This is a genomic window from Streptomyces sp. NPDC001100, assembly GCF_053598575.1.
The window spans coordinates 49,914-62,334 of sequence record NZ_JBSFKO010000052.1; the positions used below are offsets into that span (position 1 = coordinate 49,914).

Genomic DNA, 12,421 nt, shown 5'->3' on the forward strand with positions numbered 1-12,421 from the left:
GAGCGACGGGAGGCACGTATGCACAAGCCCGCCAATAGGGCGCCGATCAGCGGGATGCTCGGCGTGCTCGTGACGCTGACTCTGGCGGTGGCGTGCGCGCAGCAGACCTCGGCGCCGGTGAAGGAGCCTTCTGGGAGTGCCCCAGCCTCGCTGGAATCCACGGTCTACGCCTCCGAGTTGGAGAAGAGCGACCTGCCTTGGAGCGGCGACAGTCCAAGCCCGTACGACGCCGTGGTGAAACTCGGTGACGGCCGCCGCGTGGCCCTGCACTACCGCCGGGGCAAGGGGCTCGTCGAGCAGCACTACAGCCCCCGGGCGAAGGCTTGGACCGTGCCAAAGGTCATCTACCGCACCACGACCGACGCCTGTCAGGGCATCCACCTGCGCACCAACAACGGAACCGTCGCGGCCATCGCGGACTTCGGCCCCTACTGCTACGACGGCGAGCCACCGACCGAGTCCCTCGCGGCCGTCGGTGTCGGCGACCTGACCGACTGGAGCGTCGACGTCACGAGGAACTTCGACGGCTGGGAACGGTCCACGGTCTCCGAGGACGGACAACGGGTGGTCTTCGGGAGGAACACCACGCTCAACTGGAGCCGGGCCGAGGGGTTCGGGGGTCGGTGAGCTCCAGCTTAGTAGTGATCGGTGCTGTTCTCATGCCGGATTCCTTCGGCTGCGGCGCTCCGCGCCCAGCCGGACGAAGTAGTCGAGCAGCGCAGGGGTATCGACAGCGTCGGGATTGACGACCTGCTTCATGGCGTGGCCCTGGAGCAGTCGTTTGACGGGGACTTCGAGCTTCTTGCCGGTACGGGTGTGCGGGATCGCCGGGACTTCGAGGATCTCGTCGGGGACATGGCGGGGCGAGGCACCGGTGCGGATCGCCGCGCGGATGCGGTCGCGGAGGGCGTCGTCCAGTTCGGCGCCGGCCGCGAGGACGACGAACAGCGGCATCCAGTAGCCGCCGTCGGGTTCCTCCGCCCCGATGACCAACGCCTCGGCGATCTCGGGGAGTTGCTCGACGACGTCGTGGATGTCGGCACTGCCCAGCCGTACCCCGTGGCGGTTGAGGGTGGAGTCGGAGCGGCCGTGGACGATGACCGAGCCGTGGGAGGTGAGGGTGATCCAGTCGCCGTGGCGCCAGACGCCGGGGTAGGCGGAGAAGTAGGCCTCGCGGTAGCGGGTGCCGTCGGGGTCGTTCCAGAAGTACAGCGGCATCGACGGCATGGGCCGGGTGACGACGAGTTCGCCGACCTCGTCCCGCACCGGGAAACCCTCGCCGTCGTGGGCGGCGAGCGCCACACCCAGGTGGGGCGCGGACAACTCACCCGCCCAGACCGGGGTGTTGGGCGCGCTGCCGGCGAACCCGGAGACGATGTCGGTGCCGCCGCTGATGGAGGCGAGCATCGCGTGCCCGGCGACATGGTCGCGGACCCACGGGTAGGCGGAGGCGGGCAGGGCGGAGCCGGTGCAGCCGACGACGCGGATCGAGGAGAGGTCGTGCGCGGCGGCGGGGTCGATGCCGAACTTGGCCATGCCCAGGAGGAATTGGGGGCTGGTGCCGAAGACGGTGACATGGTGCTCGGCGGCGAGCTCCCACAGGACATCCGGGCGGGCGAGCGGTGCCGGGCTGCCGTCGTAGGTGCAGGTGGTCGCGCCGGTGAGGAGGGTGGAGGCGACGAGGTTCCACATCATCCAGTGGGTGGTGGTGTACCAGAGCAGCCGGTCGCCGGGGCCGAGGTCGGAGTGCAGGCCCAGGGTCTTGAGGTGTTCCAGCAGGACACCGCCGTGCCCGTGGACGATGCCCTTGGGGAGGCCGGTGGTGCCGGAGGAGAAGACGATCCACAGCGGGTGGTCGAACGGCACGGCCGTGCAGGTGAGTTGTTCGGAGCGGGTGGAGGCGTCCTCCCAAGAGATAGCCAGCGACGGGTAGTTCCGCGCGGGCCACGGCAGACCCACGTGGTCGACGAGCAGAGTGGCCTTCAACGTCGGTAGCTCGCGGGCGAGTTCGAGGGCGGCGTCGCGGCGGTCGTGCGTGGTGCCGTTGAAAAGGTAGCCGTCGGCGACGATCAGGACGGTGGGTTCGAGCTGCGCGAAGCGGTTGGCGGCGGCCGTCGGCGCGTAGTCCTGCCCGCACACCGACCACACGGCACCGAGGCTCGCGCTGGCGAGGAACGCGATTATCGCGTGCGGGGTGTTGGGGAGGTAGCCGACGACGCGGTCACCCGTGCCGACGCCCAGGTCGCGCAGGGTCGCGGCCACCGAGGCGACCTGATCGCGCAGCCGCTTCCCGGTGACCTGGTAGCCGGAGCCGGTCTCGTCGAGGGCGATGATCGCCACGTCGGCGTCCGCGAGGTTGCGCAGGGCGTGGTGGGCGTAGTTGAGGGTGGCGCCGGTGAACCAGCGGGCGCCCGGCATGGTCTCCTCGGCCAGCACCTCCTCGTACGGGGTGTCCGCGTCGACGCCGAAGTACTCCCACACGGCGCCCCAGAAGCCGGCCAGATCGGTGACCGACCAGTGGTGCAGCGCGGTGTAGTCCGAGCCCTCCTTACCGACGTGACGGGCGAAGTCGACGATCCGACTGGCCGCCGCGGCTTCCGGCTCAGGGGTGAAGAAGGGGGCCGGGTCTGGCGTGTTCATCGCGTCGTGCTCCTCAACAGGTGTCTGCGGGTGGCCCGTTGGGCGGGGAGCGGCCTTCGGGATGTGTACAACAGGGATGCCCAGTCGGCCGTGCCTGTGAAGTCGTGGCCGCCGGTCGGGACGATGTCCATCACGACGCGGTCCGGGCGCAGCAGCACGGCGTCCGCCCGTCCCTCGCGCAGCCACGTCGCGAGGTGTCCGTCGTCGTCGAGGTCGGTCACGGACAGGATGCGGGCGCCGAGTCCGTCGGCGACAGCTGTCACCGTGGGCGGCGGAGGTGCAAGGGCCAGTACGGCGAAGGAGTGGCCGAGCAGTTCGTCGAGGCGAGTCGGCCGGCCATCGACGTTCACCCAGGGCTGTGGGCAGAAGCCGCCGACCGGACCGCGTCGGCCGAGGCGTGGCGGGCGTCGTACGAGCGGGCCCGCGGCGAGGGGCGGGGTGAGGTCGCGTGCCGCCGCCGTGCTGAGCCCGGGTACGCGGACGGCCGCGCTCAACGCGCCGCGGCGGAGGGCGGCGGCGCCGTCCTGGCCACCGGTCATGGCCCAGCCCATCGCGACAGCGAGCCGGATCATGTGTCGGGCGTGGGGCTTGCGTTCGCTCTCGTAGGTCTCCAACAGCCCTTCCTCGGCGCCCTGTTGGAGGACCCGAGCCAGTTTCCAGCTCAGGTTGCGGGCGTCGCGCAGGCCGGCGCACAGTCCCTGTCCGATGAACGGCGGGGTGAGGTGGGCGGCGTCGCCGAGGAGGAAGACGCGGCCACTGCGCCAGCGATCGGCCGTGCGGGCCCGGAAGGTGTACTGCGCCTGCCGCACCACTTCGAAGTCGGCGCCGGCGGAGATGTCCATCCAGGGCGCGACCAGTTCCCGCAGCCGTTCGTGATCCAGTTGGGTATCGTCCGGCAGCCGGAATTCCCAGCGGTAGCGGTCCTCGCCGATCCGCATGAAGGTGGCCGGCCGCGCCGGGTCGCAGACCTGGTCCACGCCCTCCCAGCAGCGGACCGGGAGACTGGTGCGCACGTCGATGACCGTCCAGCGTTCCTCGAAGCGCAGGTCCTCCCATCGCGAGCCGATGGCGGTGCGGGTGACGCTGCCCGCCCCGTCGCAGCCGAGTAGGGCGTCCGCGAGCAGCACGTGGTCGCCCTCGGCATCGCGGTACGTCACTTGGACCGGTCCGGTGCCGTCCTGCTCGACGCCGGTGACTTCCACCCCGTTCCGCAGCTCGCATTCCGGGGTGCGTGCCAGCGCGGCGCGCAACACGCGTTCCAGCGCGGGCTGGTCGAACATGCTGGTCTGCGGGAAGCCGTGCGCGCCCTGTGCGACGCGGGGGAACTCGGCCATCAGCCGGTGCCGGGCGTCCAGCAGCCGCAGCCCGCGCGCGGGCCGGGCGATGGTGTCGAACTCCTCGGCCACGCCCGCGGCTTGGAGGATCCGGCGTACCTCGTCGTCCGTGGCGACGGCGCGCGGCAGGGGATAGACGTCGTGGTGGCGTTCGAGGACGACACTCCGGACGCCGTGCCGGGCGAGCAGGAGGGCGGCGGTCACGCCCACGGGCCCGGCTCCGACGATCACCACGGGTATCTCCGCCGAGTTGGTCTCGACGCTCATGTGCGGCTCACTTCAAGGGTTTCAGGTCGCGTCGGTCACGGGAGTGTGCTGCTCGCCCAGGTCGATACGTCCGTCCGGGGTGGCGATGGTGGCGGTGATCCGGTCGCCCTGCCGCAGGTAGTGCGGGTTCTTCGCTTGGCTCTTGAAGAACGCCTTCCACTTCACGGCGGGCGGCAACAGCGCGCCGAGCTTCTCCACGGCCTTCGGCGGGGCCTTCAGCGCGGTGCCTCCCGGAGTGCCGGTCAGCAGCAGGTCGCCCGGCTCCAGTGTCTGGAACCGCGCCAGCAGCGTGAGCGCCCGTGCCGGACGCACGATCATGTCGGCGAGGGTGCGGTCCTGCCGCAGCTCCCCGTTGACGCTCAACCGCAGCCGCAGGTCCAGGAGATGGGCGAAGTCCGCCGGCTCCAGCAGGCTGAGGTAGGGCCCGGTCGGTGTGAACGTGGGGTACGACTTGCTCTCGTAGAACTGCGTCTTGGTCAGCTGTACGTCCCGCGCGCTGACGTCGTTGGTGACGACGAGTCCGGCGACGTACGACGGCAGGTCCCGCTCCTCCACCACGGTCCCGATCGGCAGCGACGCCCCCATGACGAGGCCGAGTTCGACCTCGTAGTCGAGGAAGTTCACGTGGGAGGGGCGGACGATGGCGTCGTCGGGGCCGCTGACCGAGCCGGACGCCTTGCGGAAGAAGGTGGCCGGGATGTCGCTGGTGAAGCCCGAATCGCGGGCGTGGCTGCGGTAGTTGACCATCTGGGCGACGACCCGGCAGGGCGTGGTGACGGGGGAGAGGGCCACGAGGTCGGCCACCGGGGTGCCCGTCGCACCGCTCGCTGCGGTCTCTCGTACGGCGTCGCGGTCGGCCAGCAGGTCGGCGGTGGTGACGGCCTTGGTGTCGATGCGGACGGCGCGCGAGTCGCGCACCACCCACCAGCCGTCGGCGGTTCGCAGGACGTTGGTGCTCATGTCGGTGCCTCTGTCAGGGGGTTGGGGTCAGGAGTTGGCGGCCTTGAGCAGGCCCAGCAGGCGTGCCGGGTCCATCTCGTTGTCACCGCGCAGGGCTTGGATCACATCGCGGATCCGCTGCGGGGAAGGGCTTGCGCCGAGGAAGTCGCGGGTGGCCGGCGGTCCCCACTGGGCGAGGCCGCTGGTGGACATGGGTGCCCAGCCGGGTTCCAGGTCGCGGGAGAAGAGGTCGCCGTCGGCGAAGTGCTCCAGCATGAAGTGGTCGGGGTCGCGCCAGTAGTCGAAGAGCTGGCTGCCCTGGATGTGCCGTCCGATACCCCAACTGCGTTTGTAGCCGCGCTCGTTGAGGTACTCGCCGCCGGTCGCGAGGGAGTCCAGGTCGGTGACCTGGTAGGCGGAGTGGACATAGCCGTTGCCCGGGCCGAGGTGCATGGCGAGGGTGTGGTGGTCGGTGGGCACGCTTCCCAGGTCGCAGCGGATGAACGCCATGGTGGGGCCGCGGTCGCGCTGCCCGTCCAGGAACAGGAAGTCGGACACGATCATGCCGAGTGTGTCCAGGTACCAGTCCAGCGCGCGGCCGAACACCCTTGTCTCCAGCACCACATGACCCAGGCGCTGGATGCGGGACGGCTCCCGGGGCGGCCGCTGCGTGCTGTTCGTACGGCGGTGCTCCGTGCCGAAGTTGAGGAGCAGCGGCGGCTGTTCGGGGAGCGCGGACAGCGGTTCGGCGCAGTGCACGACCCGCACGGGGAAGCCCGAGGGGTCGAGAAGGCTCACGGAACCGCCGCCACCGGGGACATCGGCGTCGCGCACGTCCGTCCCCGTCGCCCGGGCCAGCCGGTCCAGGTCGGCGCGCTCTGCGGCGCGGAACGCCGGGCCGATGAAACGGGACGTACGGCCGCGCCGGATCACCATGCAGGGGGAGCCCGCGAAGGTGCCGCGCAGCCACAGCTCGTCCTCGGTGCGGGCAGCGATGCCGAAGCCGAAGTCGCGGGCGAAGACCTCGGCGCGGTCCAGGTCGGGCTTCTCGAACTCCAGCCAGGCCAGGTCCGCCACTTTGATCACGGGGTTCCGGGAGCGCCCGGGGTGCTCGCCGCGCAGGGCGCCCTGTTCGCTGTGGAGGTCCTGGTGGGCCGTCCTGACGTCCATGTTCTCCTCCGGGCCTCCGAACCGCATCACTGATTGATGGAATCATCAGCTTTGAGTGTTCGGTCGTCAATAGTTTCGAGCTAGTAAATTGATGTATTCATCAGAACTGTGGGATGCGGGGCCTCGTTGCTAAGCTCGCGCGTATGCCGACGTCAGCCCCGCCCCGCAACCGCTTCGAACGCCGTCGCGCCGAGACCCGCCAGGCCCTTGTCAGGGCGGCCCGGCAGATCCTCGCCGAGACCGGGGACACCAGCGCGAGCATCCAGACCATCGCGGAACGCGCGGACGTCGGCTTCGGCTCCTTCTACAACCACTTCGAGTCGAAGATGGAACTGTTCGACGCGGCCGTGGTCGACGCCCTCGACGAGCTCGGCCAGACCTTCGACGAACACCTCCAGGACATCGACGACCCCGCGGAACTCGTGGCCGCCGGCTTCCGCCTCAGCGCGCGCCTGGCCGACCTCCGCCCGGAACTGATGCAGGTCCTGCGCCATCGCGGCCTCGGGCACATCCACTCCGACTCGGGCCTCGCGCCGCGTGCCGTGCGTGACCTGGAGGCCGGCATCGGCTCGGGCCGGTTCACCATCACCGACCCGACCGTCGCCCTGACCGCGCTGGGCGGCTCCCTGCTGGCCCTGGTGGAGCTGCGATTCGCCCGCCCCGATCTCGACGGGGACGAGGCGGCCTCCCAGTTGGCCGAGATGCTGCTGTGCATGCTGGGTGTGCCCCCGGAGGACGCCCGCGTCGTCGCCCGGCGCCCGTTGCCCGATCTCGACTGAAACCCCGAACGACCCTGGAGGAGAGGACCTTCGAACTAGCCGACGGTGTCCAGCTGCGCGGCAGAGCCGCTCACACAGCGGCCCTCCAACGGGGCGCTTCGTCGTCGGGCCGCTCGGGGCCGGCGAAATGGAACGGCACGCCGAACCGCTCGGGCAGGGCACGGCCGACCGTCTCCGCTTCCCGCGCTTCCGGCCACGGCGGGACCGTTCCGTTGAACAGTCGCAGATCGCCGCCGTGCCGGACGGTGGCGAGCCGGTACTCGGCGACCGGTGTGTCCGCGAGCGCCATCAGGTCCACGCACCAGCCATCCGTGTCGCCATCAGTGTCGCCGTCCCACAGTGCCTCGACGGCCACCGTCCGGCCGGGCAACGCCACGACCTGCTCCGTGAGCGTCGTCAGGTCCAGGGGCGGGGTCGGACGGCGCTCGAACCGTTGGCCCAACTCCCGGTGGCGCTCCGCCACCACGTCCAGCGCTTCGTACAGCCCCGGCCTGACTTCGGCGCGGAACGCCTCACGCAGACGGGCAACCGCCGCGAGCCGGTGGTCCCGCTGGATCAGAGCGTCCACGGCGGAACGCTCGGCGCCCGACAGCGTGGCCCATATCGGGGAGTCCACGGCCATATGCAAGCCCACCTTCCCCGCCCGCGCGTTCACATGGGGCCGTTCCTTCTCGTGACCGGCGATCCGCAGGGAGCTCCCTCGGACCGGCTCAGCCGACAACAGTTGGCCCGCGCCCCGATATCAGTTGGCCCGCGCCCGTCCTGTGCCCAAGAATTCCAGGCGTGGCAGAAAGAGAACCCATCGACGACGCGACACCGGACGGCCTGTTGGGCTGGTGTCTGGTGGCCAATGTCGCGCGCGAGACCGCGCACGGCGAGAGCGGCCTGGAGATCCAACGCGGCACCCGGCACTTCCCCGTAGGGGCGCTGCTGTGGATCCCGCCCGTCCGCTGGGACCCGGGCCACGGCCGCTGCCCCGCCGTGGGCCGCCACCGCGGGAACGGCCGCAGATACGTCAACATGGTCGTACGACTGCAGGACTTGGAGAACTTCCGCGTCAAGGGTGTCTACAGCGAGAGCCTCGTCCGGGGCCTCAACGGCTACCGGCACGACCCGGCCGCCCCGCGGATCCTGCAGGACCCGTGGACCCGCGAGCGGGCCCAGCACTGGGCGGACAGTTGCAACCGCCCCTGGGAGAGCATCCGTATCGACGGTCGCTCCCATCCGCGGATCACCGTCCCCAACCCGCCACCGGCAGAGCTGGCGATCGGCGGCGAGATCCTCCACCTCGCCCACTACGGCCCCAGGGGACCCCACTACAGCCGCACACCCCCTCCCGCGGAATGGACTCCCGAGCCCTGAGCGACCGGTTCTCGTACGCACCCCGTCCGACACCCGCTCCAAACTGCCCATGTACGGAAAGGGCTTGCCGCCGTCCCCCGAGGCTGGCACGATCGCCTCCTCCATCACTCCAGGCAAACGGAGGGTGGCCGTCGAGGAGGTCCGGTGTCCAAGCGGTGGCTGTTTCTGTCGGCGGCCGCGGTGCTGATCGTCGTGTCGCTCGCCCTGGTGCTGCTGCCCGGTGACAAGAACGCCGAGGACGTGAAGACCGAGGCGGGACACGCCGCCACCGCACCCGCGACGAACTCCCCGTCCGCGACCGGCACTTCGACCGCCTCCGCCGCTCCGTCCGCGCACGCGACCGGCGCGTCCAAGAAACCCTCGGCGACACCGTCCGCCCATCCGTCCGCCAGCTCGGCCACCCCGTCGGCCACGAAGGCACGCCAACAGGCCACCGGCACCGCCTCGTTGGCGGGACGCATCCGGCCCGGCGTCACCTATCGAGGAGTCGCCACCTTCTACGACGCGGACGGCGGCGGCGCCTGTCTCTACGACCCGAGTGGCGACGTCCTGACCGGCGCGATGAACACCGCCGACTACGAGTCGTCCAAGGCCTGCGGGGCGTTTGTGCTCGTTCGCGCGGCCAGTGGCGCCACTGTCACCGTCCGGATCACCAACGAGTGCCCGGGGGACTGCGCGCCCGGACAGATCGACCTCAGCGCGCAGGCCTTCGCCAAACTCGCCAGCCCCTCGGCCGGCCGGATCCCGATCACCTGGAACCTGGTGAGCCCCAGCACCTCCGACACGATCTCGATCCGCTACAAGACCGGGTCCAGCCGCTACTGGTGCGGTATCCAGGCGATCGGCCACCGCAATCCGCTGGCCCGCCTGGAGGTCCTCGCGGGCGGCAGCTGGCGTCAACTGCCGCGCGCCAGTTACAACTACTTCCTCTCCGAGAGCGGCAGCGGCTGCGGCGGCGCGATCAGACTCACCGACATCTACGGCGAGCGACTCACCCTGCCCGCGCTCGCGGTGCGCCCCGACGTCGTACAGTCCACGCGCCTCCAGTTCGCCAGGCACTGAATTCGCGCCGGACGGGTCTGCCGATCACAGGGCCCGCCGATCACTGGATCTGCCGATCACAGGGCCCGCCGATCACTGGATCTGCCGATCACCGGGTCCGCCGATCATCAGGTCCGCCGCGCCAAGCGCTCACGCTCTTTGGCCGCGCCGAAGCCGAGCGAGGCGGTGAACAGGGCCTGAACCGCGGCGATCACGGCGGACAGGCCCCACGTCCATCCGGGAGCGGCGGGCGGCGGGCCGGCACTGACGCCGTATCTGCCCCGGGGATCGACCGTGACGGTGAGACGGTCGCCGACAGCGAGGTGCCCCGCGCCGATGACGCCGAGCCGCCGGTGGTGAGCGGCATCCGCCACGGTGGCCACGATTCCGGCGTCGTACACGCCGGTGCTGGGCCGGAGGTCCGTCACGACCGCCCGGGCGGCCCGGCCACGCTCGTGCAGCGCCTGATCCTTCAGCGCGAGCCAGCACACCAGCATCGTCGCGGCGACGCAGGCGGCCACCGCGGTCTCCTGTACCGGGATCACCCACCCGCGGGTATCGCCCCGAATGTCGTACAGGACGAACGCCAGCCCGCCCAGAGCACCGGCCAGCACCAATGCGCCGAAGCCCAGGACCATCGGATTCCGCCGTCCGACGGGGGTCAGCGACGCACCGTAGACGACGCCGAAGGCCATACCCGTCAGCACCGCGCTCACCGGGACCGCGAGCGCCGTCCACAGCAGCCGCACGGCCCATCTCCGCCCGGTGGCGCTCACCGGTCGTCGGCGTTCGGACGACCCGGCAGCAGGTGGAGCGCCTCCAGCAGCGCCAACTCCTCTGGCGTGTAGGCGTCGTGGTCCCCGACCGACGAGGAGGCCCAGTCCGCGATGACCTGGCGGAACCGCCCGGCGCGGTCCTCTATGGCAGGGGTCGGCGGATTCTCGGCCAGCAGACGGGCCACCCCGTCGCGGAGGACCTGAGGGTGTTGGAACCCGTTTCTCGGTTCGGTGACGCGGCGCGCGGGCAGCCCGGTGAGTTCCGTCAGGTGGTCCTCCGCTCCGGGCGGATGCGGGCCGGTCAGCACCAGTCCGCCGGTGGTTGCCTGCCGGGCGGTTTCCGGCGGGGCGTCACGCAGCACCCGCGCCACGAGGCCGACCACGGGTTGGTAGGCAGGGGATACGACGGAACGCAGTTCGGTCGGCGACAACGTGACTTCGGCACGCTGCCGGGGGCCGTCGTCGGTGATCGGTGATCCGTGGACGGACAGAGGGCCGGGCACTGTCGGCGACGGTGCGAACGCGCCGCCGTGGACGACGGCGGACCACGCCAATTCCAGGCCGAGGTCGAGCCGGTGCTCATCGCGAACATGCCCGATCACCGCATCGGCCAGACCTCGCGTGCCACCGGTGGCCAGCCCGCTCGCGATCACCTCACGCCCGGCGACGAGGGCGACCGATGTGTGCACCGCGTCGAGGTGCGCCACGACACACGCGGTCGGCTCCGGATCCAGGTTCGCGCCGGTGAGGGCCGCCACCGTCTCGTCCACCACCCTGACTTCCGCCCCCGGCCATTGCTCGCGGACCGTGTCCACGGCGGGCTGTACCCCCGGGTGCCCACCGGCCCCGGGTGCCACCAGAACCACCGACCCGATCGGCGCCCACAACTGCGACGCCTTCGGCACCCCGACCGCCAGCAGTTCCGCCGCGAGCGACGCGTCCGAGTCCGGGCCCGGATTCCAGGCCAGCTCCAACACCAGCTCCGTGTACCGGGCGCCGCGCTCCGTCCGCCGTAGTCGTATCTCTTCCAGAGCCCACCAGAGCACGCTGCCCCCCCGGCACCGTTGTCCTGTGCGGTGATCTTAGGTGATTGGCGACATACCGGTAGTCGTGGCTGCTTGGTCGGGCAGTGGTACGGAGACGACCTGTCGCAGCTTCGCCGCGTCCGAACTCCCGGACGCAGCCGTCAAGATGACGATCTTCAGGTCCGAGTCGCCGTCCGTCAGGACGTCGCAGTCCACGTCCACGGGGCCGACCACGGGATGCCGCACCGTCTTGTGGTCCTCGCGGTGTGCGGCCACCGAGCCGCTCGCCCACAGCCGGGCGAACGTCGCGTTGCCGGCGGTGAGTTGACGGACCAGCTCGGCCAGGCGTGCGTCGTGCGGGTAGCGGCCGGTGGCGCGGCGCAGGTCGGACACGACGGCCAGGTCCGAGTTGTCGCCGTCGCGCACCAGCACCGGCCAGGAGGCGATGCGCACGTCGTCGCCGGATCCGATGGGGAAGCGTTCGCGGGCGAAGTTGCGGAGTGCGGGAGGTTTGGCCGAGGGGTCGCCGAGCAGCGCGGCCCAGCCGGAGTTCCACCAGATCAGCTGCCAGTCGGCGGCGAACACGGCGACCGCGACCTCGCCCAGCCGGTCCAGCACGCGGTGCACGCCCGGCGGGAGGTGGTCGGGGACCGGCGCATGGTTCGGCGGGACCAACCCTGCCACGCGGTGCAGGTGTTCGCGCTCGGTGTCGCTCAACCGCAGTGCACGCGCGAGCGAGTTGACGACCTGTGCCGAAGGCGCCGTGGACCGCCCCTGCTCCAGGCGCACGACATAGTCGACCGACACACCGGCGCGCTCGGCGAGTTCCTCGCGGCGCAGGCCGGTCGCCCGCCGGGAGCGGCCCGACGGCAGCCCCACCGCCGACGGCGGCAACCGCTCCCGCCAGGCCCGGATCGTCGCACCCAGCCCGAGGCCCTCGTTCACCTGGAACCTCCGAGGATGCCCCGGCCTTCAGGCCGGGGAGGAATCGGACTCCTGCGGAGGAGGGCAGGGAAAGCCGAATCGCCCTCAGGGCGATTCGGCGTCCGCCACGGCGGCGGCGCGCTCGCCCTCAAGTCGGTGGACGA

General features: G+C 70.9%; 12 protein-coding genes. 4 read left to right on the top strand and 8 right to left on the bottom strand.

Annotated features, from left to right (window positions below):
* The first annotated feature begins 18 nt into the window (after positions 1-18).
* A complete protein-coding gene (locus tag ACWDEW_RS44375) occupies positions 19-627 on the top strand; it encodes a hypothetical protein (RefSeq protein ID WP_450521367.1) in 609 nt (202 codons plus the stop codon).
* Between the two features lie 30 nt (positions 628-657).
* On the opposite strand, the gene ACWDEW_RS44380 is transcribed toward ACWDEW_RS44375, so the two are convergent.
* From ACWDEW_RS44380 to ACWDEW_RS44395, 4 genes are read right to left on the bottom strand one after another with little or no spacing between them, the layout of a single operon-like run.
* The gene (locus ACWDEW_RS44380) at positions 658-2,640 is read right to left on the bottom strand and encodes an acetoacetate--CoA ligase (RefSeq protein ID WP_450521369.1); all 1,983 of its coding nucleotides are present in this window, start codon (positions 2,638-2,640) and stop codon (positions 658-660) included.
* Positions 2,637-4,241 carry a bifunctional 3-(3-hydroxy-phenyl)propionate/3-hydroxycinnamic acid hydroxylase MhpA gene (gene mhpA, locus ACWDEW_RS44385; protein WP_450521371.1) on the bottom strand — a complete coding sequence of 535 codons (1,605 nt, stop codon included), beginning with the start codon at positions 4,239-4,241 and terminating at the stop codon, positions 2,637-2,639. The genes ACWDEW_RS44380 and mhpA overlap by 4 nt, the downstream gene beginning before the upstream one ends.
* Positions 4,242-4,262: 21 nt before the next feature.
* A complete protein-coding gene (locus ACWDEW_RS44390; RefSeq protein WP_450521373.1) occupies positions 4,263-5,201 on the bottom strand; it encodes a fumarylacetoacetate hydrolase family protein in 939 nt (312 codons plus the stop codon).
* Positions 5,202-5,228: 27 nt separating this feature from the next.
* Positions 5,229-6,350, bottom strand: a complete 1,122-nt coding sequence (locus tag ACWDEW_RS44395; RefSeq protein WP_450521375.1) for a VOC family protein — start codon at positions 6,348-6,350, stop codon at positions 5,229-5,231.
* Between the two features lie 143 nt (positions 6,351-6,493).
* Here ACWDEW_RS44395 and ACWDEW_RS44400 point away from each other — a divergent pair, with 143 nt between their 5' ends.
* Positions 6,494-7,129: a TetR/AcrR family transcriptional regulator gene (locus ACWDEW_RS44400; protein ID WP_450521377.1), complete on the top strand. Its 636-nt coding sequence runs from the start codon at positions 6,494-6,496 to the stop codon at positions 7,127-7,129.
* Positions 7,130-7,199: 70 nt separating this feature from the next.
* Here the strand turns inward: ACWDEW_RS44400 and ACWDEW_RS44405 are convergent, their stop codons facing one another.
* Complete coding sequence (locus ACWDEW_RS44405) at positions 7,200-7,745, bottom strand: hypothetical protein (protein ID WP_450521379.1); 546 nt, start codon at positions 7,743-7,745, stop codon at positions 7,200-7,202.
* A gap of 167 nt (positions 7,746-7,912) precedes the next feature.
* Between ACWDEW_RS44405 and ACWDEW_RS44410 the strand changes: the two genes are divergently transcribed.
* Positions 7,913-8,491, top strand: coding sequence for a hypothetical protein (locus tag ACWDEW_RS44410; RefSeq protein WP_450521381.1), 579 nt, complete (start codon positions 7,913-7,915; stop codon positions 8,489-8,491).
* A 144-nt stretch (positions 8,492-8,635) separates the two neighbouring features.
* Complete coding sequence (locus ACWDEW_RS44415) at positions 8,636-9,553, top strand: expansin EXLX1 family cellulose-binding protein (protein WP_450521383.1); 918 nt, start codon at positions 8,636-8,638, stop codon at positions 9,551-9,553.
* A 107-nt stretch (positions 9,554-9,660) separates the two neighbouring features.
* Here the strand turns inward: ACWDEW_RS44415 and ACWDEW_RS44420 are convergent, their stop codons facing one another.
* From ACWDEW_RS44420 to ACWDEW_RS44430, 3 genes are read right to left on the bottom strand one after another with little or no spacing between them, the layout of a single operon-like run.
* Complete coding sequence (locus ACWDEW_RS44420) at positions 9,661-10,281, bottom strand: hypothetical protein (RefSeq protein WP_450521385.1); 621 nt, start codon at positions 10,279-10,281, stop codon at positions 9,661-9,663.
* 23 nt (positions 10,282-10,304) lie between these two features.
* The gene (locus ACWDEW_RS44425) at positions 10,305-11,354 is read right to left on the bottom strand and encodes a rod shape-determining protein (protein WP_450521387.1); all 1,050 of its coding nucleotides are present in this window, start codon (positions 11,352-11,354) and stop codon (positions 10,305-10,307) included.
* A 36-nt stretch (positions 11,355-11,390) separates the two neighbouring features.
* Positions 11,391-12,278: a helix-turn-helix transcriptional regulator gene (locus ACWDEW_RS44430; RefSeq protein WP_450521389.1), complete on the bottom strand. Its 888-nt coding sequence runs from the start codon at positions 12,276-12,278 to the stop codon at positions 11,391-11,393.
* Positions 12,279-12,421 lie beyond the last annotated feature (143 nt).

Bases quoted from the DNA above. Each gene is read 5' to 3' on its own strand.
- ACWDEW_RS44375 (WP_450521367.1), top strand. From the start codon at position 19: ATGCACAAGCCCGCCAATAGGGCGCCGATCAGCGGGATGCTCGGCGTG.
- ACWDEW_RS44380 (WP_450521369.1), bottom strand. From the start codon at position 2,640: ATGAACACGCCAGACCCGGCCCCCTTCTTCACCCCTGAGCCGGAAGCC.
- mhpA (WP_450521371.1), bottom strand. From the start codon at position 4,241: ATGAGCGTCGAGACCAACTCGGCGGAGATACCCGTGGTGATCGTCGGA.
- ACWDEW_RS44390 (WP_450521373.1), bottom strand. From the start codon at position 5,201: ATGAGCACCAACGTCCTGCGAACCGCCGACGGCTGGTGGGTGGTGCGC.
- ACWDEW_RS44395 (WP_450521375.1), bottom strand. From the start codon at position 6,350: ATGGACGTCAGGACGGCCCACCAGGACCTCCACAGCGAACAGGGCGCC.
- ACWDEW_RS44400 (WP_450521377.1), top strand. From the start codon at position 6,494: ATGCCGACGTCAGCCCCGCCCCGCAACCGCTTCGAACGCCGTCGCGCC.